Raw genomic sequence first — 20,459 nt, 5'->3', positions numbered from 1 at the left:
GCGTGCTCGCGACCAAAGTCTCCGTGCAGAAACGGGCTTAAGCGTTAGCCCTTGCCCTTGGTGCGGGTCATGTGCGGCCCGCCGTTTTTCTCGATGTACTCGATGATTATCCCCGCGACATCCTTGCCGGTGGTGGTTTCAATGCCTTCAAGACCTGGCGACGAGTTCACTTCCATCACCAATGGCCCGTGATTGGAGCGCAGGATGTCGACACCCGCGACACTCAGGCCCATGACCTTGGCGGCCCGAATGGCCGTCATGCGTTCTTCGGGGGTGATCTTGATCAGGCTGGCGGTGCCGCCTCGATGCAGGTTGGAGCGGAATTCCCCGGGCTTCGCCTGACGCTTCATCGACGCAATGACCTTGTCACCCACCACGAAGCAGCGGATGTCCGCGCCACCGGCTTCCTTGATGTACTCCTGCACCATGATGTCCTGCTTCAGACCCATAAAGGCCTCGATCACGGACTCGGCCGCCGTTGCGGTTTCGCACAGCACCACGCCGATGCCTTGCGTGCCCTCGAGCACCTTGATCACCAGCGGCGCGCCGTTGACCATCTGGATCAGGTCAGGGATGTCATCCGGTGAGTGAGCAAAGCCGGTGACGGGCAAGCCAATGCCGCGTCGCGACAACAGCTGCAGCGAGCGCAACTTGTCACGGGACCGCGCGATAGCGACGGATTCGTTGAGCGGGAACACGCCCATCATTTCAAACTGACGCAGCACGGCGCAGCCGTAGAAGGTCACGGAAGCGCCGATGCGCGGTATCACCGCATCAAAGCCTTCCAGGGGTTTTCCTCGGTAGTGAATCTGCGGCTTATGACTGGCGATGTTCATATAGGCGCGCAGGGTATCGACCACCACGACCTCGTGGCCGCGCTGAATGCCAGCTTCGACCAGACGACGAGTTGAATACAGACGCGGGTTTCGCGAAAGCACAGCGATCTTCATGCAGCACCTGTGGCAGAGAGATTTGAAGCCGGGAAGACCGGCTTGTCCTGAATATAAGTAACACCCGGATTGACCACCAACTGGCCGTCAATCAGGGCTTTGGAACCGAGCAGCAACCGGTAGCGCATGGCCTTGCGGCAGGCCAGCGTGAACTCAACCGGCCAGACCCTATCCCCCAGCGCCAGTGTCGTGCGAATGACGTAGCGAACCTGAGCGTGGCCGTTGGAGCTTTTGATGGTTTTCATCGCCACCAGTTGAGCCTCGCAGCGACGATGACGCAGCTGCACCACCGTCCCCAGATGCGCATTGAAGCGCACCCATTTTTCGCCGTCCCGTTCGAACGGCTCGATTTCAGTCGCGTGCAGGCTGGAGGTGCTGGCCCCGGTGTCGATTTTCGCGCGCAGCCCGGCAACGCCCAGATGGGGCAGCGCCACCCATTCGCGGAGGCCGATGACGGTCAGATGATCAAATGTTTTCAAAGCGTTTCCGTTCGTTTACACGTTTTGCCAGGCACCGGCGTCGATGTGCGCCAGCGCCTGGAATGCAGGCTTGGCGAACCAGTAGCCCTGCATGAGGTAAATGCCGCAGTCGGCGAGGAAGTCTCGTTCGCCTGCATGTTCGATGCCTTCGGCGATCACTGTAACGTTCAGGTCCGTACACATTGTGACAATGCCGCGCACGATGGCCTGCCGTGCGGGATCCAGATGGACGTTGCGCACCAGCGCCATGTCGAGCTTGATCAGGTCAGGCTGAAAGTCGGCAAGCAGGGTCAGTCCCGAATGCCCGGCACCGAAGTCGTCGATAGCGGTTTTGAAGCCAAACTGGCGGTACTCGCGAAGGATGTTAGTGAGATGGCTGTTGTCACACACATGCTCGGTTTCGACGGTCTCGAAGATCAGCCGGTCCAGCGGAAAATTGTGGGCGCGAGCCGCTTCAAGGGTGCTGCGAATGCACAGTTCAGGGCGATACACCGCGTTGGGCAGGAAGTTGATCGACAAGTATTCGTCCACTCCCAGCCGGGCGGCAGTTGAAATCGCGCGTGTTCGGCACAATTGATCGAAACGGTAACGGTTGGTGTGGTCCACCCGATTCAGTACAGACAGGGCACCTTCGCCGTTGACGCCCCGTACCAACGCCTCGTGAGCGAACACCGAGCGGTTGCGGACGTCCACGATTGGCTGATAGGCGAATTCAAATTCGAAATCCAGCGCGGCGCTTTCTCTGCAGCCCTGGCACCCACCGGTCAATGACGTAGGGAAGTCTGTCACGTCGTTCTCCTGAAGCCGGTGCTTTAGTCTTGGGGGGCAGTGTAAACGAGGGTGGCGGTTACTGCGTCCCCGGCGTGACGTAGTACGGTTCTGACCATTACGCGATTGAGGAATTCAGATGACACAGAAGTCAGACGAGGACGACAAAGTCCGTCTGGACAAATGGCTTTGGGCGGCGCGCTTTTTCAAGACGCGTGCGCTGGCAAAAGCCGCGATTGAAAGCGGCAAGGTTCATTGCCGGGGCGAACGTTGCAAGCCGGGAAAAGAGCCGCGCGTAGGTGACGAGTTCCAGATCAGAGCGGGCTTCGATGAGCGGACCGTGGTGGTTCAGGCGTTGTCGATTGTCCGCCGTGGCGCCCCGGAGGCTCAGCTGCTGTACAGCGAAACGCCGGAGAGCCTCGCCAAACGCGAACAAGCCGCCGAGATGCGCAAGGCCGGAAGCCTGGGCGTGACGACCGACGGCAGGCCGACCAAAAAGCAGCGTCGGCAATTGTTTCATTTTCGTTCGGGTGACGACTGACGATCTCGCCGCTTTCCGGGATCGTGGGTTAATCGACCCCGGGCTGCTCGGTAGCAACGGGCAGCTTACAAATGAGAGCCCTGCTTCATGATGCTCAGGCATTTGATCAGCGGCAGGCGGCCCAACACATTGAAGACCGGCGCGGTCAGTCGAAACACGAAGGCGGTAGCAGTGGCCGCGAACGGGGTGTAGCAACTCCAGCCCAGCGCGAGCAACGCGATCATCACGCCGCCGATGTAGTCGTCCTGACCCCAATGCGCGCCGGCGACCAGGCGCGGCATCATGAACAGGAACGCCAGCGCCCAGATGACGACACGTTGGCCGACGGTGCGGCTGTAGACGCTCATGAACATCGCCCAGATCAGCAGCACCGAAGCGTGGTCACCCGGGAAGCTCTGGCTGGAACGGTCCTTGAGCTGCCACTTGTCTTCAAGCCCCGGGAATATGTCGCTGAGCTTGATGGCATCAGGGATCATCATCGAGGCGCTGTCGTGTTGCAGCGCGCTGTGGTCGATGATTTTGGAAAACACCGTGCGGATGATCAGCAGCAGGATCAGCGTCAGCACGAAGCCGATCAGCGCGGCACGGGTTTGCAGGGATTTGAACACCCAGTCGCCCTTTATAAGCAGCGTCAGAAGAATCAGGCCGACGACGATATCGAAGGGTCGCATGCTGGCAACCGTCCAGGTCCATAACCACGCCTTGTTTTGCTCAAGCGGGCGGTTCAGTACGTGAAACAGGCCTTCATCGAAATGCGTGAATGCCGCGTGGCCCGTGGGCCAGATCCACAGCAGCAGCAATGCCAGCGCCACCAGATTGCACAGCAAGAATTTTTTGACGTTCCACTTGGGTTGGAACAACGCGGGATAGTCCATAAAATGCCCCCATCGGCATGACAGTGCACCAAGCGGTGCTAAACCGCGCTTTATAGGCGCTTGTCATCATTTTGTCATCCATTCAGATACCTTCTCCTATGCCAGACTTTCCGGATACCGATTACACCCAGCGCTTCATTTTCGACGAGAGCGACGTTCGCGGCGAGCTCGTGGCCCTTGAGCGCAGCTACGCCGAGGTACTTGCCAAACACCCGTATCCCGAGCCAGTCGCTCAGCTACTCGGCGAAATGCTCGCCGCCGCTGCGTTGTTGGTGGGCACGCTGAAGTTCGACGGTCTGCTGGTTCTGCAGGCGCGGTCGCTTGGGCCGGTGTCCCTGCTGATGGTCGAGTGCTCCAGCGAGCGTGAGTTGCGCGGCATTGCGCGCTACGACGAAAGCCTGGTCAAGCCGGACGCCACGCTGCTCGACCTGATGCCCAACGGCGACTTGACCATGACCATAGACCCGCGTCAGGGCAAACGCTACCAGGGCATCGTGGGCCTGGACGGCGTCGACTTGTCGGCGTGTCTGTCCGAGTATTTTGTGATGTCAGAGCAACTGCCTACGCGCTTCTGGATCAAGGCCGACGGCAAGCGCGCACGTGGGCTGCTGCTGCAACAGTTACCGGCCGAGAAGCTTAAAGATCAGGATGAGCGCGAAGCCAGCTGGCAGCACGTCAATGTGCTGGTCGACACCCTGACCGCCGAAGAATTGCTCAGCCTGACCAACGAAACCGTGTTGAAACGGCTGTTCCACGAAGACGTCGTGCGCATGTTCGACGTCCAGCCTCTGGTGTTCCGTTGCAGCTGCTCGCGCGAACGTTCTGGCAATGCGTTGGTCAGTCTTGGTCTAGAAGATGCACAGCAGTTGGTGATCGAGCATCACGGTGCGGTGGAGATCGACTGCCAGTTCTGCAATCAGCGCTATCTGTTCGATGCAACCGATGTAGCGCAGCTGTTTGCAGGGGGTGGGGTAGATACCCCTTCCGATACCCGCCATTAATGTAGTGCGGGTCCTGCGCTGAAAGCTTTCCGCCCGGCCCGCTTGACTCTTCTTCATGTAGTTCTGACAGGAGGGCCCTACCTTTTTTGGGCTTTTCTGGCATAATCCGGCCACTTTTTAGCTGTAGTAGTGTTGGTTTTTCTACTACAAAACGTTTGGAGCACTCGGCCATTGAGCCGACGGGGAATCTCATGACGCAAGCCAATAACGCCGTTCACACCGATCTCAGTGTCGACGATCTGGTTAAAGAAGCCCTCAAACGCGAAGAAGGCGTGCTGTCCGATACTGGCGCACTCGTCGTGGAAACAGGCCACCGCACAGGCCGCTCGCCTGTCGACCGCTTCATCGTAGACGAACCCTCTACTCAGGCTGCGATCGCCTGGGGCCCGATCAACCGCAAGTTCCCGGCCGACAAGTTCGACGCCCTGTGGGCGCGTGTCGAGGCGTTCAACAACGCCCAGGAACACTTCGTTTCCCACGTGCACGTAGGCGCAGCCGAAGACCACTACCTGGCGGTCAAGATGACCACCCAGACGGCCTGGCAGAACCTGTTCGGTCGTTGTCTGTTCATCAATCCGGCCCAGTACAACCCGGCCGGTCGTGAAGAATGGCAAGTGCTCAACGTGGCCAACTTCGAGTGCGTGCCCGAGCGTGACGGCACCAACTCCGACGGTTGCGTCATCATCAACTTCGCCCAGAAGAAGGTCCTCATTGCCGGTATGCGCTACGCCGGTGAAATGAAGAAAGCCATGTTCTCGGTGCAGAACTTCCTGTTGCCGGCCTCCGACGTGCTGCCAATGCACTGCGCGGCCAACATCGGTGAAGACGGCGACGTGACGCTGTTCTTCGGTCTGTCCGGCACCGGTAAAACCACGCTGTCCGCCGACGAGACCCGTTACCTGATCGGTGACGACGAACACGGCTGGGGCGAAGGCGTTGTCTTCAATATCGAAGGCGGTTGCTATGCCAAGTGCATCGACCTGTCCGAGAAGAACGAGCCGGTGATCTGGAAGGCCATCAAGCACGGCGCCGTCCTGGAAAACGTGGTGCTGGACGCAGCCGGCCATGCCGACTATGCCGACAGCAGCCTGACTCAGAACAGCCGCGCCGCTTACCCGCTCGAGCACGTTGAAAAGCGCTCCGAGAAGAACCTGGGCGGCGAGCCAAACGCGGTGATCTTCCTGACCTGCGACCTGACCGGCGTGCTGCCACCCGTGTCGATCCTCAGCGAAGAACAAGCGGCCTACCACTTCCTGTCGGGTTACACCGCACTGGTCGGCTCCACTGAAATGGGTTCGGGCGCTGGCATCAAGTCGACGTTCTCTACCTGCTTCGGCGCACCGTTCTTCCCGCGTCCTGCTGGCGAATACGCAGAGCTGCTGATCAAGCGTATCCGCGGTTTCGGCTCCAAGGTCTATCTGGTCAACACCGGCTGGACCGGCGGCGGCTACGGTGTCGGCAAGCGCTTCAACATTCCGACCACCCGTGGCGTCATCGCGGCCATCCAGAGCGGCGCGTTGATCGGTGCAGAAACCGAGCACCTCGACACTGTTAACTTGGATGTCCCGACTTCCGTGCCGGGCGTCGAAACCGGCCTGCTCAACCCGCGCAACACCTGGGCTGACAAAGCGGCGTACGACGAAGCAGCCAAAGCACTGGCCGGCCTGTTCATCGAGAACTTCAAGAAGTTCGACGTGAGCGACGCGATCAAGGCAGCGGGCCCGAAGCTGTAAGATCGGCGCCCGCTAAAAAGAAACCGCCCTTCGGGGCGGTTTTTTTATGCCTGCGCGATAGCTAGCCGTCCGCCTTCGTCGTCGCTGGAAAGTCCTGGGTAATGTCGAAGCTGCCCTTCGCCACCACGCTCTTCGCGTTACACAGCCTGGCGTCGAACCCCGGGTGGCGCTCGCCATGCTCGGCGGCGTACGCAGCGGCTTCCCGGGTGCATTCGTCGGTGGGCTGCTCAGGGGAAAGCGCGGCATTGAATTGAAACGTACCGATCAACCGATAGCGGTCGAGCAGTTTGTTGGGGGAGGTGAGTTTCTCGATTTTGCTGAAGACGAGCTGGACGTTGCTGTTGTTGCCACCCTTGTCCGTATCGAAATACTGATAGTACGAACCGGTGTCGTAGGACGCGCTGTTTTCATCGTGGGCAACTTCGACGCGGCCTCCTTGAAACATGATCGCCTTCTTTTCCTGATCGGGGTTATCGAAGGAGAACCCGAGAATCGGCCCGATGCTCACCTCATTGCGGTCGCCCTCGGCTTCCTGATCCGCGCTCAGCGTCAGCCAGTTGGAACCGGGCAGTTTGCCGGGCAAGAAGCCCACGGCTACTTGATCGCCTCTTGCTTCGTAGTGAAGGTTCAGCGCTCCGCTTACCTCGACACTCATGACCTTTTGCAGGGGCGATGCACTCGCGGTTGCCGCGTTGGTCGTCTTGGCATCGTCGCCGCAGCCCGAAAGAAGAGCGGCTGCAGCGGCGAGAAACAGCGGAAACAGGCTGGTATGTGTTCGCGGGGCTGCTTGAGGCATGGTGTTCCGTCCGTAATCGCTGCGGGTTTCTTTGACCTTAGCTCCCTATGACCGCATAAAACGCTTGCGGGTCAATGCAGCGATGACAAAAAGCGGGACGAAGAAGCCGCCCTTGTGGGCGGCTTCCGCAAGAATTCTGTTTTTCACCAGCGTATCGCTCAGCAGGAGGCCATTGGTGATGGACGGGAAAGCCACGCAATGCGCTAGTCGCCCTTGTCATGAATTGCAGGTTTTGTCAGCAGATGTCCTTGTAGGCGCTATGCCCTTTTGCGAGGCTTGCCGCCAAGCCTTCCGCGGGCTTAAACGGCGTGCCTGCGGCCATGCTGAAGCCAGTTGCTTTATTCGCGTAACTGACATGACGTTCAGCTTTATAGTCTTCAAACAAAACGGTGTACGAGTTTTTGCGCAGTTTGATGAACTCGGCCTCGTGCATCACGATACTTTGATGCAGCTTGCCAATCTCGATAGCCGACAAGTTGAGTTTTCGCTGGAGCTTAGTTCCCCATCGGGTCAGGCACACTTCGGCGTAATGTCGCACCAGCTTGCCAGGCTCTGTCAGGTCGCCTGGCCCACTTGCGCCCGTGAGCGACGCGTTACCCACCAGCGTAGCGTGACGTCCGGCCATGGGATATATGCTGACTTTGGTCTTGGGGTCTGTTTTCGGAATGATGCAAGAGAACCCTTTGGAGCGTTCATCGCGGGCATAGAACCCTACATATTCTTTAACGTTGCTACCGAGAGAAACTTTTTCAGGCTGATAATTCAGTGGGCCGGGCACTGGGTCGACCGCAAAGATATTGACCGGGATTTGACGTGTGACCGGATTGGCCATCAGCGCATTGGCGAGCATGTGGCAACTGACGCCGCCCCGACTCCACCCCACCAGATTGATTTGTTTTGGAATCAAGCCGCCTTTTCTCAGGTTCTTGATCAGTTGTTGCTGGAGTTCCTGCGGGCTGATGCGATTACCGTAGTCGTATTGCCGCCAGAACCAGGAGCCATGCGCCTGAGCGTCGGGGATAGGCACGTCGGCTTTTTTGAGACGCAGGTAGTCAGCTTCTGAAAGTTTGGTTCTTTGCCAATCGAATTTGCCATGAACGATGTTGACGGCATGCTGCACATTCTCATGCCAGCCTTTGCCGAATGCGGTGCCAGACCAGCCAAACCCTTTGGATTCGGTGAACAGTTCATCGGCCTGCATGTTGCCGCTACCCGGCCCGTCGATGACAATCCACTCGGCGAACTCGTGACCGTCGATGTTGTTCGCCAATGTAGCGACCAACTCACCGTTCCAGTAGTTCTTGTTCAAGTTGTCGTATTTGGTAGAGCCGGTACCGCAAAAGAAAATTGTAAATGTTGTCATGTTTCTAGCCTCGTTGGTTGATAGGTCTGACGAGGTTAGAAGACGGTTTGAGAACATGTCGGCTGCTGTTGTTACTGCGTGTTAGTTAATAAGCACTGATGGGTTTCTCGGCACGTCAGTTGATCACCTATCAGGCGGAATATTCCCGGGCCGCCGTGCAGTATTGCTCTTGCGCCAGTTTGTTTTTGTCGCTCTTGTCTTTGGCGACGCGTTTGCTCCAATCGCTGCACATGTCTTTGAAGTAGGGTACGGCGGCGCGGCGGCATTCACGGTGTTCGACACTGTCGGCCAGGAAGTTCATGCAGACACTGTTGGTTTCAATGTGGTTGTTGGAAATGCGATAGCGGGCTTCGTAGCGGTTGCGGCCGTCAATTTCACGGATGAACACGCCTGCTACTTCGTAGCGTCGCGCGGGCTCCGTTTTGGGTTTGGCGGCGGCAGCCTTGTAGTTCGCCATGTAACGATCTGAAACCATGCCTTGGGGTCGAGTGACTTGGGAGTCGTTGGCCTGAGCTTCACCGAAGCGGCAATTGATGACGTCCCGGTCGATGACATTGCCGTCTTTCAGGCAGGCGTCGAGCGGCCGCGCCGTGGCGGGCTGGGAAACTTCGACCTTGGGGGCGATATAAACCACTTGTTCGACGTTGCGCACCTGAGCGACGGGCTCTGGGTCAGGCTCGCTGACCACCTCAGCGATGGGTGGCGCAGGGATGACCGTTGCTGCCGGCTTGGGCGTGCGAAACATCTGCGCGATCAGAAAGAGGATGGCTATCAGCAGTGCCAGGCAGATCAAAAGGCTGCTCAACGGCCAATCGCTTTTGCCCGATGCAACACTGCTTCGGGTGGGATGAGAACCGAGCACGACGTCGAACTGACCGGGTGCCAGCCGCTGCATGGTGAGCCCGTCATCCTCGGGCTGCGGCGTGGTGGGTTGCATTGCCTCTCCTTGGCGAATCTTCTGACGTAGACGGGATTACCGCCGAACGGGCTGTCTGATGTGCAGCGATGGGTTGCGTCGCGCGAGATTAATCGTCGGAATGCCGTTTTGCCAGCACCGCGTACGGTACTTGTATCCGGGATGTATCCTGTCCGATATTTCTGTAATGGTTTAGGTGTATTGCGCCCGGACCCACCGCGCTATGGTTCACGCCCTTGCGACGGTCAAAGGAGTGGCACACATGCATCAAACCCTTGAGCAGGTTTTCGGTTATCGGCAGTTTCGCGCCGGACAAGAGGCCGCCATCAGTGCGGTGTTGGCAGGACGCTCCGCTGCGGCGATATTTCCCACAGGTTCCGGTAAATCCCTCTGCTATCAGCTGCCTGCGTTGCTGCTGCCGCATCTGACCTTGGTGGTGTCACCGCTGCTGGCGCTGGTCCAGGACCAATTGGCTTTCCTTCAGCGGCACGGCATTGCGGCAGCGAGCATCGACTCCGCGCAAAGCCGCGATGACGTCGCCGAGGTCATGGCCAGGGCCCGCTCCGGTGAGTTGAAAATCCTGATGATTTCCGTCGAGCGCCTGAAGAACGAGCGCTTCCGACACTTCATCACACAGGTGCCGATCTCCCTTCTGGTCGTGGACGAAGCGCACTGCATTTCCGAGTGGGGCCACAACTTCCGGCCCGATTACCTGAAACTCCCTGACTACCAGCGCGAGTTCAACATCCCCCAGGCGCTGCTCCTGACAGCGACCGCGACGCCCCAAGTCATCAATGACATGCAAAGCAAGTTCGGCATCGCGCCGGACGATGTGGTGACGACCGGCTTCTACCGACCCAACCTCACGCTGCGGGTTGAGCCGGTTGCGGGCCGGGACAAGCGCCGGCGTCTGGTTGAGTGGCTTGGCGAACGGGCCGGGCAGCCGAGCATTGTTTACGTCACGCTGCAGAAGACTGCCGAGTTCGTCGCGGCTCATCTGTCTCAGAATGGCATCCCGGCGTACGCCTACCACGCCGGTCTGCCCCACGACAAGCGCGAGTCGATTCAGCGCCAGTTCATGGATGGGCGCCTGAACTGCATCGTTGCCACGATCGCGTTCGGGATGGGGATCGACAAGAGTGACATCCGCAACGTCGTGCATTTCGATCTGCCCAAATCCATCGAGAACTACAGCCAGGAAATCGGCCGTGCGGGGCGCGACGGGGCGACTTCGGAGTGTCTGGTCTTGGCCAATCGCGATAGCCTGAACGTGCTGGAAAACTTTGTGTACGGCGACACGCCGGAGCAGGAGGGCATCCGGCTGGTGCTGGACGATCTGCAAGGCGCGCGCAACGACAGTCAGTGGGAGTTTCTGCTGGCGCCTTTGTCGGACCTCAGCAACATCCGCCAACTGCCCCTCAAAACGCTGCTGGTGCAGCTGGAACTGCGCGGGATCATTGCGCCGCGTTATTCGTATTTCGCGGAGTATCGCTTTAAGTACCTGATCGAGCCGCAGGTGCTGGTGCAACGCTTTCAGGGCGAACGACGTGAGTTCGTGCAGGCGCTGATCGAAACTTCAAGCCGGGCGCGCACCTGGGCAACCGTGAATTTCGACGCGATGTACCAGCAGTATCAGGCCGAGCGCGGGCGAGTGGTGACGGCGCTGGATTTCTTTCAGGAAAAGGGCTGGATCGAACTCGAAAGCAAGCAGATGACGGAGGTCTACAGCCTGATCGCCGCCGACTTCGACGCGCAGGCGCTGAGCGAGGAGTTGCATGACTATTTCGTCGATCACGAAAAGACCGAAGTCGCGCGCATCCACGCGATGCTCGAACTGTTTGCCAGCGAGCAGTGCCTCAGCCATCGTCTGGCCCGATACTTCGGCGACGACCTTGCGCCCGAGCAGTGCGGCCATTGTTCGGTGTGCGAGGGCCATGTGGCTGTGCTCCCCGAGCCGCCAGCCCTGACGCCGTTGACCGAGCAGAACTTCGCGGACCTGTGCAGCGAGTTCGTCGGCAAGCACCTTGAGGTCCGAGGGCATGAGCCGGGTGCGGAGTGCCTGACGCGGTTTCTCTGCGGGATCAGCGTGCCGATGTTTACCCGGCTCAAGGCCCGCAATATCGGCGGGTTTGCGGCGCTGGAGGCGTATCCGTATGCCGAGGTGCGGGAATGGATTCAGGGCCAGATTCAATAGTCTTTACCGACCTCATGAACGAAGAAGCACAACAGACAAACCGGAGGGAGCCACATGAACGACACCCCGCAGCGCGCCGACTACCGCCACTTCCAGCCGATCGTGACGCGCTGGCACGACAATGATGTGTACGGCCATATCAACAACGTCACGTATTACAGCTTTTTCGACAGCGCGGTGAATACCTACCTGATCGAGCAGGGCGGGCTGGATATTCATGACGGCGAAGCGGTGGGATTTGTGGTGAGTTCGTCGTGCGATTACTTTGCGTCGATTGCCTATCCGGAGTTGATCGAGGTCGGACTGCGGGTTGGCAAGCTGGGCAACAGCTCGGTGCAATATGAGCTGGCGGTGTTCAAGGCGGGGGAAGACGAAGCGCGGGCGGCAGGCCGCTTCGTGCATGTGTTCGTGGATCGGGCGTCCAATCAGCCGGTGCCGATCCCGACGGGGTTGCGGCAGGCGCTTGAGCGATTGGTGGTTTGAAAATGAAACCGGCCGCGTCAAGGGCGGCCGGTGTTCATCGGGTCAGGTGCGCGAGTCGGACTCGACGGCGTTAGTCACGATGATGCTTGCGATGACCGTACGCGTGGCCGCGACCGTGTTTGTAGTCGCGGCGATCGCCACGGTAGCCACGGCCTCGGTCGTCGTCACGGCGGCTTTCGTCGCCCATGTAGTTGCCGAGTGCGCCGCCCGCGCCGCCGCCCGCCGCTGCGCCGATCAGACTGCCCGTGCTGCCGCCGACACTGCGGCCAATCACGTTGCCGCCCGCGGCACCCAGGCCGCCGCCGATTGCGGCTTCGGTACGGTTTCTGCGGTTGGCGCCCACTGCGCCACCGGCCGCGCCGCCAAGGCCGGCACCGATTGCCGAACCTGTGCTGCCGCCGACCTGTTGGCCAACGACGGAGCCGAGTACCCCACCCAATGCGCCGCCCACGCCGGCCGTCACGTTATCGCCTGCTGAGGCAAAACCGCTGACCAGTGAGAACGACAACAACAGAATCGAGGAATACTTCATGTAGGAATGCTCGTAGGGATGACGCCGCGATCCTGCAAGTATGAAGAAAATGTCACAATCGAATTCCGACGAGTAACACGACCTGTATACAAAACGCTAACTTATTGTTTTGGCTTGGGAACCTAAGTCAGGTTGATGAGTCATACGCTACTGGACAAAGGCCCGAATCTCGCGATTCGGGCCTTTTTTTGTGGCTGCTGCGCAGGTGAGCTTGATCGCGACGTGACCAGTACATCCGGTGAACATCCAGCGGCTGAAAGGTCCCCTTCGCGAGCAAGCTCGCTCCCACAAGGACGTGAGTCAGCGAGCTATCTCGATCAGTGCGATGAACCTGTGGGAGTGAGCTTGCTCACGAAGGGGCCGGAACACTCAGCCAATTCTCTGGAGACTGAAAGCAGGTCTATGCGGGCCATCTCGCCCACATAGACATGCTTTGCTACGCAGATTAAATAATCCGCGCGGTCTCCACATGCCGTTCCAGCTTGATCGCGACGAACTTGGACGTTGGCGTGCTGCTGCCGTCGCCGACGCTTTCCAGCGGTACCAGCGGGTTCACTTCCGGGTAATACGCAGCGGCCTGGCCGGCCGGGATGTCGAACGGCAGGAGGGTGAAGCCCTTCACGCGACGCGTGATGTCATCGCCCCAGATCGACACGATGTCGACTTTCTGGCCCGGTACGAAGCCCAGACGAATGATGTCGGCCTCATTCACGAACATCACGTCACGCTGACCTTTCACACCGCGATAACGGTCGTCCAGGCCATAGATGGTGGTGTTGTACTGATCGTGCGAACGCATCGACTGCATGATCAGGTCCGGCACGATGCCTGTCCCGCGCACGCTTTCATGCACCAGATCGCTCGGCAATACGTTCGGCTTGAAGTTGGCCCGCGCACTTGGCGTGTTCCAGCGACGGGAGCCTGCGGCGTTGCCCAGATAGAAACCGCCCGGGTTCTTGATCTTCTCGTTGAAGTTCTGGAACGACGGAATGGTGTCGGCGATCAGGTCGCGAATGCGGCTGTAGTCCGCCACCAGCCACAGCCAGTCCACCGGCTGCTTGCCCAGCGTTGCGTTGGCGATGCCCGCCAGAATCGCAGGCTCGGAACGCATCTGCGGCGACAGCGGCTTCAGCTGGCCGTTGGACGCATGGACCATGCTGAACGAGTCTTCAACGGTCACTGCTTGCGGGCCTTCGGCCTGGATGTCGATGTCGGTACGGCCGAAGCACGGCAGGATCAGCGCTTCCTTGCCGTGAGCGAGGTGACTGCGGTTGAGCTTGGTGCTGATCTGTACGGTCAGGTCGCAGTTGCTCAGGGCTTCGAAGGTGCGCGGGCTGTCCGGAGTGGCCTGGGCGAAGTTGCCACCCAGCCCGATGAAGACTTTCGCACGGCCTTCCAGCATCGCGTGAATCGCTTCGACGACGTTATGGCCGTTTTCACGCGGCACCTTGAACTGGAAACGTTTCTCCAGCGCATCGAGGAAGAACGCCGGCGGACGCTCGTTGATGCCCATGGTGCGGTCGCCCTGCACGTTACTGTGACCGCGCACCGGACACAGGCCAGCGCCGGGCCGGCCGATGTTGCCGCGCAGCAGCATCAGGTTGGAGACTTCCTGGATGGTCGGCACCGAATGGCGATGCTGAGTGATGCCCATCGCCCAGCACATGATCACGTTCTTGCCTTTGGCGTACATGCGCGCGGCGAGTTCGATGTCGGTCAATGGCAGACCCGATTGCTCGACGATGAATTCCCACGAGGTATCGTCGATGGCCGCCAGGTATTCCAGTACGCCGTTGGTGTGCTCATTGAGGAACGTGTGATCGAACACCGATGGCTCATTCTTCGCCTGGGCTTCACGTTCCCACTGCAGCAGGAACTTGGCCATGCCGCGCAGCAGGGCCATGTCGCCGCCCAATGCCGGACGGAAATACGCCGTGTTGGTCGGCTCGGAGCCGTTGCTGAGCATTTCCAGCGGGTGCTGCGGGTGCTGGAAACGCTCAAGTCCACGCTCTTTCAGCGGGTTGACGCACACCACCTGGGCGCCACGTTTGACCGCTTCACGCAGCGGCTCCAGCATGCGCGGGTGGTTGGTGCCCGGGTTCTGGCCGAGGACGAAAATCGCGTCCGCGTGCTCGAAGTCCTCGAAGGTCACCGTGCCTTTGCCGACGCCCACGCTTTGCGACAACGCAACGCCGCTGGCTTCGTGGCACATGTTCGAGCAGTCAGGGAAGTTGTTGGTGCCATAGGCACGGACGAACAGTTGATACAGATACGCCGCTTCGTTGCTGGCACGGCCCGAAGTGTAGAACTCGGCCATGTTCGGGCTTGGCAGGTTGTTCAGGTGCTTGGCGATCAGGGCGAAGGCGTCGTCCCAGGCGATCGGCTTATAGCGATCGGTCTGAGCGTCGTAGACCATTGGCTCGGTCAGACGGCCCTGATATTCCAGCCAGTAATCACTTTGCTCAAGCAGCGCGCTGACGCTGTAGCGGGCGAAGAAAGACGGGTCGACGCGGCGCTTGGTCGCTTCCCAGTTCACGGCCTTGGCGCCGTTCTCGCAGAACTTGACCATGCCGCTTTCCGGCGAATCGCCCCACGCGCAACCCGGGCAGTCGAAGCCGCCGTTCTGGTTGGTCTTGAGCATCGTGCGAATGTTCTTCAGGGCGTTGTCGCTGGTCAGCCAGAAGTGGGCGACGCTGATCAATGCGCCCCATCCGCCGGCCGGGCCTTTGTAGGGCTTGTAGCGGGGGGTCGATACCTTGTCGGCTTCTTTATGCATGCTCACGCTTGATTCTCCAACGCAGGACTGTAAACCCGCGGCGCACTGTGTTTAGGCAGATGAATGAGGTTGAGGTTGTGGCGGCGAGCCCATTGCAGCGCCAGGCCGGTCGGCGATGACAGGCTGACAAGGGTCTGAATGCCGGCACGTAATACTTTTTGAATCAGTTCGAGACTGCAGCGGCTAGTGACGATAACCAGCCCGCCCGTGGTCGGGATGTTCTGGCGAATCAGTGCGCCGATCAGCTTGTCCAAAGCGTTATGTCGGCCGATGTCTTCACGACCTAAAAGAATTTCGCCGCGAGCGTCCATGAACATCGCTGCATGGACGGCGCCGCAGTGTTCACCCAGTGGCTGAAACTCACCCATGCGCGCGCGCAGGCCTTTCAGCCATTCGGCGGGGGGAAGAGGGGCGCCGGGCAGCACGTTGAGCTCGGGCAAGGCCTGCTCGACGGCTTCAACGCCGCACAGGCCGCAGCCGCTGGTGCCGGCCATTTGCCGACGCTGGGTTTTCAGGTTCCAGAAGGCGCGGCTGGCGATTTCAACTTCTGCGGTCTGCGCAGAGCCACAACCACCGAGCTTGATGTCGTAGATCTCGTCCGGTGATTCGATGAGCCCGCTGCCGATGCTGAAGCCGACGATGAAGTCTTCCAGATCGCTGGGCGTGACCAGCATGACCGCCTGGCTGATGCCGTTGTAGGCGATCGCCAACGCGACTTCCTCGGCCAGCACATTGGGCTCGCTGACGTCGTGTTCGAGGTTCGAATAGCTGTAGGACTGGCTTGCGGCGGGCGCGGGCAGTTGTTGTGCGGGCGCCGTGATATCCATGTGCTTGGCGTGCATTGGGAGTAACCGGCAGAATGATTAGGCTTAAGCCTAGGCCTCCGGTCGGATTACGTCTAATCGCTAGTACTGATGCACCGATAGATGACGTCGATCAACTCTCTTGCATCATCGTGTGATAGAGCGCCAGACAGGCTTCAGCCAATGCCGAGCGCGGCGCTGAGCGACGCATGATCAAGCCTAGTCGAGCCAGAGTCTGTGCGTCTTCGATGGGTTGCAAACGCAGATGCTCGGTGAGGGATTCCAGCCCGCCGTCCAACGGCATGATCGCGCAGCAGAAGCCGCCATGAACCGCTTGCAGCAGCTGATGGACCGCATCGGTCTGAATGATCGGCTGCGGATGGAGGCCGCGGCTGTGGAAGTTGTGATCGATGGACTGCCGAAAGTGCATGCCGCTGGTGAGCAGGCCCAAGGGCAGTTTGGTCAGGCTTTCCCAGCTCGACGTCTCTTCGGCAAAGCTGAAATAGCGCTGGTCATACATCACACCCATCCGCGTCTCGGCCAGTTGCAATGAGTCGAAACGCTCGGAGTCCAGTCGGTCCAGATACGAAACCCCGAGGTCCAGACGGTTGCTGGCGAGTTGATCGAGAATCTGCTCGGAGCTCAGGGATGAAAGCTCGAAGCGCATGTTCGGGTGCAGGGAATGCAGGCGTTGCAGCAAAGGCAGCGGATCGAAGTTCGAGAGTGGCACCACGCCCAGTCGCAACGTGCCGACCAGATGCCCGCGACAGGCGGCGGCTTCAGCCTGCAAGCCGTCATACGCTGCCAGCACCGTGCGCGCCCATGCCAGAACGCGTTCGCCCGGCGCGGTGAATCCTTCGAAGCGTTGGCCGCGATTGACCAGCGGCAGATCCAGCTCTTCTTCAAGGCTGCGCAGACGCATCGACAGTGTCGGTTGCGTGATATGGCAGCGCGCAGCGGCCTGCCCGAAGTGACGGGTTTCGTCGAGGGCGATCAGAAATTTCAGCTGCTTGATGTCCATCGTCTCTCCTTGAGGCACAGGCCGGCCCGGCGAAGTCTATCGCGACCGACCGTCAAATGGCTTGAAACCTTGAGACGCGGCCACAGGTCCGAGTTTTGTCGGGCAATGTCAGCGGAACAGATGTTGCGCGGGAAACCACAACGACACTACGACGACACCAAGGAGAAACCCATGAGTCTGTTCAGTTTTGTGAAGGAAGCCGGTGAGAAGCTTATCGACCTGCTCACCCCAGGAAACGCCAACGCCAGCGATGAGCTGAAAAAGCACATCGAGTCTGTCGGGTTGGGCAATCCCAACGTTCATGCGACGGTCGAAGGCGACAAGATTACGTTGACGGGCGAAGTCGCCAGTCAGGAAGAGAAAGAGAAGATCGTACTGGCGGCCGGTAACATCGCCGGTGTTGGCAGCGTTGATGATCAGCTGACCATCGCCGCCGGCGCACCTGCTGTGGTTGCTGCGACGTTCGTCACTGTTCAGAAGGGCGATACCCTCAGCGCCATCTCGCTGCGCGTGTATCACGATGCCAACAAGTACCAGAAAATCTTCGACGCCAACAAGCCGATGCTGAAGGACGTAAACAAAATCTACCCAGGTCAGGTTCTGCGTATTCCTGAGTAAGCGGTAAGTTGTACTGGCCGTACGGAAACCAGCGTTAGCGCTGACCGTACGGCATCCCTTGCTGCATGATTCTTACAAGCCCTGTATCAACGCCCGATAATCCTCAACAGCCTCGAACTCTTCGGTGTCTTTCGGGCCTTTGCGGCTGTCCGGCTCACGCACTGCCAGCAAATGGCCAATGCCGTATCGCCCGGCGCTGCGCAAGATCGGCAAGGTGTCGTCGATGAACAGACTGCGCGCCGGATCGAACTTGATATCGTCCTGCAGCGCGTCCCAGAACTGCGGGTTTTCCTTGGGATAACCGTAGTCATGGGAGCTGATCAAACGCTCGAAGTAGGGCGCCAGTTCCAGTCTTTCCATCTTCAGTGACAGCGAGTCGCGGTGAGCGTTGGTGATCATGATCACCCGTTTGCCAGCCTGCTTGAGGGCGGCCAGAAACGTCTCGGCGTCGGGGCGCAAGGCGATGAGGTGAGCGATCTCGACTTTCAGGTCCTTCACCGACAGGTTCAGCTCCGTGCTCCAGAAATCGGTGCAGTACCAGTTGAGGGTGCCGGCGTTTTTTTCGAAGAGCGGCATCAGCTCCAGTTGCGCCATGGCCAGACTGACCCCGTGCACTTCGGCATAGCGCTTGGGCAGATGCTCCAGCCAGAAGTGATTGTCGAAATGCAGGTCGAGCAGCGTGCCGTCCATATCCAGCAGAACGGTGTCGATATCGCGCCAGGGCAAAGAAGGCATACAAGTCTCTCGGCGTTGAAGGGGTCGCGTGGGTTTGCGGCGAAGACATCCGCAAAAGCCACGGTATAGTAACCCGTCTACGCCAAGGAGCTCGTCATGCAGCAGAAACCTACCGTCCTCTCTCGCGAAATCGTCGCGAGCAGCCGTCTGTTCCGCGTTGAAGAAGTGCAGCTGCGCTTTTCCAACGGCGTCGAGCGTACCTACGAGCGGCTGGTCGGCAGCGGCAGTGGCTACGGCGCGGTGATGATCGTGGCCATGCTCGATGCCGACCACGCCGTGCTGATCGAGGAATACTGCGGCGGCACGGATCAGTACGAGCTGTCACTGCCCAAAGGCTTGATCGAACCGGGCGAGGACGTGCTGGCCGCCGCCAATCGCGAGCTCAAGGAAGAGGCCGGTTATGGCGCGCGCACCTTGGTGCACCTGACCGAGCTGTCGCTTTCGCCCGGCTACATGAGCCAGAAAATCCAGGTCGTGCTGGCCACCGATTTGTATGAGGAAACACTGCCCGGCGACGAGCCTGAGCCGATGCGCGTGGACAAGGTCAATCTGCGCGAGCTTTCCAGTCTGGTTCAGAATCCGCAGTTCACTGAAGGGCGCGCGCTGGCGGCGCTGTACCTCGCCCGGGATCTGCTGGCCGAGCGTGGGGACTTCCTGCCATGAACCCGACATTCGCACAATTGCCGCACCCGCTGCTTGCGCCCGTCATAGAGCTTTGCCGGCGGGCCGGCGAAGTCATTTTGCCGTTCTGGCGCTCCGGCGTGGAAGTCGAGGTCAAGTCGGATGACTCGCCTGTCACGGCTGCTGACTTGGCCGCCCATGAGCTGTTGGTGGCGGGCCTCAAGGCGCTGGATCCGAGTATTCATATCCTGTCCGAAGAGGACGCCAACATCCCGTTGAGCGAACGCAGCCAGTGGCAACGCTGGTGGCTGGTGGACCCGCTGGACGGTACCAAGGAATTCATTGCCGGCAGCGAAGAGTTCACCGTCAACGTGGCACTGATCGAGAACGGTCGTGTGGTGTTTGGCGTGGTGTCGATGCCGACCAATAACCGCTGCTATTTCGGTGGCGCCGGGCTGGGTGCGTGGCGCAGTGACGATTCGCAGCATCTGGCGCGGATCAGCGTGCGCAATGAGCCGGGCGCGGGAGAAGCGTTCACCGTGGTCGCCAGCCGTCGTCACTCCAGCCCCGAGCAACAGAAGTTGCTGGCCGGTTTGTCGGAAGTGGTAGGTGAGCTAGAGCTTACGAATATCGGCAGCTCGCTGAAGTTTTGCCTGCTGGCCGAAGGGGCCGCCGATTGCTACCCGCGTCTGGCGCCGACGTCTCAGTGGGATACCGCTGCTGCACAAGGTGTGGTGGAAGGGGCGGGCGGCGTAGTGCTGAACCTGGACGGCACGACCTTCGAGTACCCGGCGCGGGAGACGCTGCTGAATTCGTATTTCCTGGCGTTACCGGCGGAAGCGGCATGGCGCGGCGCGTTGCTGGCGTTGGCGAGGGCTTGAGCGCACATCGGCTCTGAGGACGCCGTAGAGGATCAATTGTGGGAGCGAGCTTGCTCGCGAATAGGTCGGTACATCCACGCCATTTTCAGCGGCTGGAATGCCGCTTTCGTGAGCAAGCTCACTCCCACAGGGGCTGTGTCTGCTGCGAGAAAGCGCGGTGTCAGAAGGCGCTGCAGATGTCTCTGCTGAATACGGATTGTGGGAGCGAGCTTGCTCGCGAATAGGTCGGTACATCCACGCCATTTTCAGCGGCTGTAATGCCGCTTTCGTGAGCAAGCTCACTCCCACAGGGGTGTGTCTGCTGCGAGAAAGCGCGGTGTCAGAAGGCGCTGCAGATGTCTCTGCTGAATACGGATTGTGGGAGCGAGCTTGC

The 20,459-nt window shown here is 59.7% G+C and carries 21 protein-coding genes; 8 read left to right on the top strand and 13 right to left on the bottom strand.

Going from position 1 to position 20,459, the window contains the following annotated elements:
• Positions 1-44: 44 nt before the first annotated feature.
• Genes rimK through rimA form a run of 3 tightly spaced genes read right to left on the bottom strand, consistent with a single transcriptional unit; the run spans position 45 to position 2,218 of the window.
• Complete coding sequence (gene rimK, locus AC07VF_RS06550) at positions 45-950, bottom strand: 30S ribosomal protein S6--L-glutamate ligase (RefSeq protein WP_065987438.1); 906 nt, start codon at positions 948-950, stop codon at positions 45-47.
• On the bottom strand, positions 947-1,429 hold the full coding sequence (rimB, locus tag AC07VF_RS06545) for a retropepsin-like aspartic endopeptidase RimB (protein WP_065987437.1): 483 nt from the start codon (positions 1,427-1,429) through the stop codon (positions 947-949). Before rimB ends, rimK begins: the two co-directional genes overlap by 4 nt.
• Before the next feature lie 15 nt (positions 1,430-1,444).
• A complete protein-coding gene (rimA, locus tag AC07VF_RS06540) occupies positions 1,445-2,218 on the bottom strand; it encodes a S6 modification regulatory phosphodiesterase RimA (RefSeq protein ID WP_192171343.1) in 774 nt (257 codons plus the stop codon).
• A 118-nt stretch (positions 2,219-2,336) separates the two neighbouring features.
• On the opposite strand from rimA, the gene AC07VF_RS06535 reads away from it, so the two are divergent.
• Positions 2,337-2,738 (top strand): RNA-binding S4 domain-containing protein, encoded by a 402-nt coding sequence (locus tag AC07VF_RS06535; protein ID WP_065987435.1) that lies wholly within the window; start codon positions 2,337-2,339, stop codon positions 2,736-2,738.
• A 65-nt stretch (positions 2,739-2,803) separates the two neighbouring features.
• Here AC07VF_RS06535 and AC07VF_RS06530 read toward each other — a convergent pair whose 3' ends face one another.
• A complete protein-coding gene (locus AC07VF_RS06530) occupies positions 2,804-3,613 on the bottom strand; it encodes a phosphatase PAP2 family protein (RefSeq protein WP_282365757.1) in 810 nt (269 codons plus the stop codon).
• Positions 3,614-3,711: 98 nt separating this feature from the next.
• Here AC07VF_RS06530 and hslO point away from each other — a divergent pair, with 98 nt between their 5' ends.
• Together hslO and AC07VF_RS06520 are read left to right on the top strand one after the other, a co-directional pair.
• Positions 3,712-4,614: an Hsp33 family molecular chaperone HslO gene (hslO, locus tag AC07VF_RS06525; protein WP_192171341.1), complete on the top strand. Its 903-nt coding sequence runs from the start codon at positions 3,712-3,714 to the stop codon at positions 4,612-4,614.
• Between the two features lie 191 nt (positions 4,615-4,805).
• Positions 4,806-6,347 (top strand): phosphoenolpyruvate carboxykinase, encoded by a 1,542-nt coding sequence (locus AC07VF_RS06520; protein WP_282365755.1) that lies wholly within the window; start codon positions 4,806-4,808, stop codon positions 6,345-6,347.
• Positions 6,348-6,408: 61 nt separating this feature from the next.
• Here the strand turns inward: AC07VF_RS06520 and AC07VF_RS06515 are convergent, their stop codons facing one another.
• The 4 genes from AC07VF_RS06515 to AC07VF_RS06500 all read right to left on the bottom strand — a co-directional run bounded on the left by AC07VF_RS06515 (position 6,409) and on the right by AC07VF_RS06500 (position 9,443).
• Complete coding sequence (locus tag AC07VF_RS06515; RefSeq protein ID WP_282365753.1) at positions 6,409-7,143, bottom strand: hypothetical protein; 735 nt, start codon at positions 7,141-7,143, stop codon at positions 6,409-6,411.
• A 45-nt stretch (positions 7,144-7,188) separates the two neighbouring features.
• Positions 7,189-7,338: a hypothetical protein gene (locus AC07VF_RS06510; RefSeq protein WP_495008397.1), complete on the bottom strand. Its 150-nt coding sequence runs from the start codon at positions 7,336-7,338 to the stop codon at positions 7,189-7,191.
• Between the two features lie 40 nt (positions 7,339-7,378).
• The gene (locus AC07VF_RS06505; RefSeq protein WP_495008398.1) at positions 7,379-8,506 is read right to left on the bottom strand and encodes a hypothetical protein; all 1,128 of its coding nucleotides are present in this window, start codon (positions 8,504-8,506) and stop codon (positions 7,379-7,381) included.
• A gap of 130 nt (positions 8,507-8,636) precedes the next feature.
• Complete coding sequence (locus AC07VF_RS06500) at positions 8,637-9,443, bottom strand: hypothetical protein (protein WP_495008399.1); 807 nt, start codon at positions 9,441-9,443, stop codon at positions 8,637-8,639.
• 241 nt (positions 9,444-9,684) lie between these two features.
• Here AC07VF_RS06500 and AC07VF_RS06495 point away from each other — a divergent pair, with 241 nt between their 5' ends.
• Both AC07VF_RS06495 and AC07VF_RS06490 read left to right on the top strand, forming a co-directional pair.
• Entirely contained in the window at positions 9,685-11,616 is a 1,932-nt protein-coding gene (locus tag AC07VF_RS06495; protein WP_495008400.1) for a RecQ family ATP-dependent DNA helicase, read from the top strand.
• 54 nt (positions 11,617-11,670) lie between these two features.
• On the top strand, positions 11,671-12,099 hold the full coding sequence (locus AC07VF_RS06490; protein WP_192171334.1) for an acyl-CoA thioesterase: 429 nt from the start codon (positions 11,671-11,673) through the stop codon (positions 12,097-12,099).
• 70 nt (positions 12,100-12,169) lie between these two features.
• Here the strand turns inward: AC07VF_RS06490 and AC07VF_RS06485 are convergent, their stop codons facing one another.
• From AC07VF_RS06485 to AC07VF_RS06470, 4 genes are all read right to left on the bottom strand, one after another.
• Positions 12,170-12,631 (bottom strand): YMGG-like glycine zipper-containing protein, encoded by a 462-nt coding sequence (locus tag AC07VF_RS06485; protein WP_037016408.1) that lies wholly within the window; start codon positions 12,629-12,631, stop codon positions 12,170-12,172.
• A gap of 445 nt (positions 12,632-13,076) precedes the next feature.
• On the bottom strand, positions 13,077-15,407 hold the full coding sequence (locus AC07VF_RS06480) for an FdhF/YdeP family oxidoreductase (protein WP_282365923.1): 2,331 nt from the start codon (positions 15,405-15,407) through the stop codon (positions 13,077-13,079).
• 2 nt (positions 15,408-15,409) lie between these two features.
• Complete coding sequence (gene fdhD, locus AC07VF_RS06475; protein WP_495008401.1) at positions 15,410-16,249, bottom strand: formate dehydrogenase accessory sulfurtransferase FdhD; 840 nt, start codon at positions 16,247-16,249, stop codon at positions 15,410-15,412.
• 94 nt (positions 16,250-16,343) lie between these two features.
• A complete protein-coding gene (locus tag AC07VF_RS06470; protein WP_192171332.1) occupies positions 16,344-17,231 on the bottom strand; it encodes a LysR family transcriptional regulator in 888 nt (295 codons plus the stop codon).
• A 171-nt stretch (positions 17,232-17,402) separates the two neighbouring features.
• On the opposite strand from AC07VF_RS06470, the gene lysM reads away from it, so the two are divergent.
• Positions 17,403-17,849 carry a peptidoglycan-binding protein LysM gene (gene lysM / locus AC07VF_RS06465; RefSeq protein ID WP_192171331.1) on the top strand — a complete coding sequence of 149 codons (447 nt, stop codon included), beginning with the start codon at positions 17,403-17,405 and terminating at the stop codon, positions 17,847-17,849.
• 72 nt (positions 17,850-17,921) lie between these two features.
• Here the strand turns inward: lysM and yrfG are convergent, their stop codons facing one another.
• Complete coding sequence (gene yrfG, locus AC07VF_RS06460; protein ID WP_423571882.1) at positions 17,922-18,584, bottom strand: GMP/IMP nucleotidase; 663 nt, start codon at positions 18,582-18,584, stop codon at positions 17,922-17,924.
• Positions 18,585-18,680: 96 nt separating this feature from the next.
• Here yrfG and nudE point away from each other — a divergent pair, with 96 nt between their 5' ends.
• Both nudE and cysQ read left to right on the top strand, forming a co-directional pair.
• Positions 18,681-19,247, top strand: coding sequence for an ADP compounds hydrolase NudE (nudE, locus tag AC07VF_RS06455; protein ID WP_122534054.1), 567 nt, complete (start codon positions 18,681-18,683; stop codon positions 19,245-19,247).
• Positions 19,244-20,086: a 3'(2'),5'-bisphosphate nucleotidase CysQ gene (gene cysQ, locus AC07VF_RS06450; RefSeq protein WP_495008402.1), complete on the top strand. Its 843-nt coding sequence runs from the start codon at positions 19,244-19,246 to the stop codon at positions 20,084-20,086. The genes nudE and cysQ overlap by 4 nt, the downstream gene beginning before the upstream one ends.
• Positions 20,087-20,459: the final 373 nt, after the last annotated feature.

This window comes from Pseudomonas sp. GW821-FHT02H06, assembly GCF_059421525.1.
The sequence above is the reverse complement of the archived record's forward strand: the minus strand, read 5'-3'. Positions and strand labels throughout refer to the sequence as shown.

Excerpts from the sequence above, each read along its gene's own strand:
- rimK (WP_065987438.1), bottom strand. The coding sequence starts at position 950 with ATGAAGATCGCTGTGCTTTCGCGAAACCCGCGTCTGTATTCAACTCGT.
- AC07VF_RS06535 (WP_065987435.1), top strand. The coding sequence starts at position 2,337 with ATGACACAGAAGTCAGACGAGGACGACAAAGTCCGTCTGGACAAATGG.
- AC07VF_RS06530 (WP_282365757.1), bottom strand. The coding sequence starts at position 3,613 with ATGGACTATCCCGCGTTGTTCCAACCCAAGTGGAACGTCAAAAAATTC.
- hslO (WP_192171341.1), top strand. The coding sequence starts at position 3,712 with ATGCCAGACTTTCCGGATACCGATTACACCCAGCGCTTCATTTTCGAC.
- AC07VF_RS06520 (WP_282365755.1), top strand. The coding sequence starts at position 4,806 with ATGACGCAAGCCAATAACGCCGTTCACACCGATCTCAGTGTCGACGAT.
- AC07VF_RS06515 (WP_282365753.1), bottom strand. The coding sequence starts at position 7,143 with ATGCCTCAAGCAGCCCCGCGAACACATACCAGCCTGTTTCCGCTGTTT.
- AC07VF_RS06505 (WP_495008398.1), bottom strand. The coding sequence starts at position 8,506 with ATGACAACATTTACAATTTTCTTTTGCGGTACCGGCTCTACCAAATAC.
- AC07VF_RS06500 (WP_495008399.1), bottom strand. The coding sequence starts at position 9,443 with ATGCAACCCACCACGCCGCAGCCCGAGGATGACGGGCTCACCATGCAG.
- AC07VF_RS06495 (WP_495008400.1), top strand. The coding sequence starts at position 9,685 with ATGCATCAAACCCTTGAGCAGGTTTTCGGTTATCGGCAGTTTCGCGCC.
- AC07VF_RS06490 (WP_192171334.1), top strand. The coding sequence starts at position 11,671 with ATGAACGACACCCCGCAGCGCGCCGACTACCGCCACTTCCAGCCGATC.
- AC07VF_RS06485 (WP_037016408.1), bottom strand. The coding sequence starts at position 12,631 with ATGAAGTATTCCTCGATTCTGTTGTTGTCGTTCTCACTGGTCAGCGGT.
- AC07VF_RS06480 (WP_282365923.1), bottom strand. The coding sequence starts at position 15,407 with ATGCATAAAGAAGCCGACAAGGTATCGACCCCCCGCTACAAGCCCTAC.
- fdhD (WP_495008401.1), bottom strand. The coding sequence starts at position 16,249 with ATGCACGCCAAGCACATGGATATCACGGCGCCCGCACAACAACTGCCC.
- AC07VF_RS06470 (WP_192171332.1), bottom strand. The coding sequence starts at position 17,231 with ATGGACATCAAGCAGCTGAAATTTCTGATCGCCCTCGACGAAACCCGT.
- lysM (WP_192171331.1), top strand. The coding sequence starts at position 17,403 with ATGAGTCTGTTCAGTTTTGTGAAGGAAGCCGGTGAGAAGCTTATCGAC.
- yrfG (WP_423571882.1), bottom strand. The coding sequence starts at position 18,584 with ATGCCTTCTTTGCCCTGGCGCGATATCGACACCGTTCTGCTGGATATG.
- nudE (WP_122534054.1), top strand. The coding sequence starts at position 18,681 with ATGCAGCAGAAACCTACCGTCCTCTCTCGCGAAATCGTCGCGAGCAGC.
- cysQ (WP_495008402.1), top strand. The coding sequence starts at position 19,244 with ATGAACCCGACATTCGCACAATTGCCGCACCCGCTGCTTGCGCCCGTC.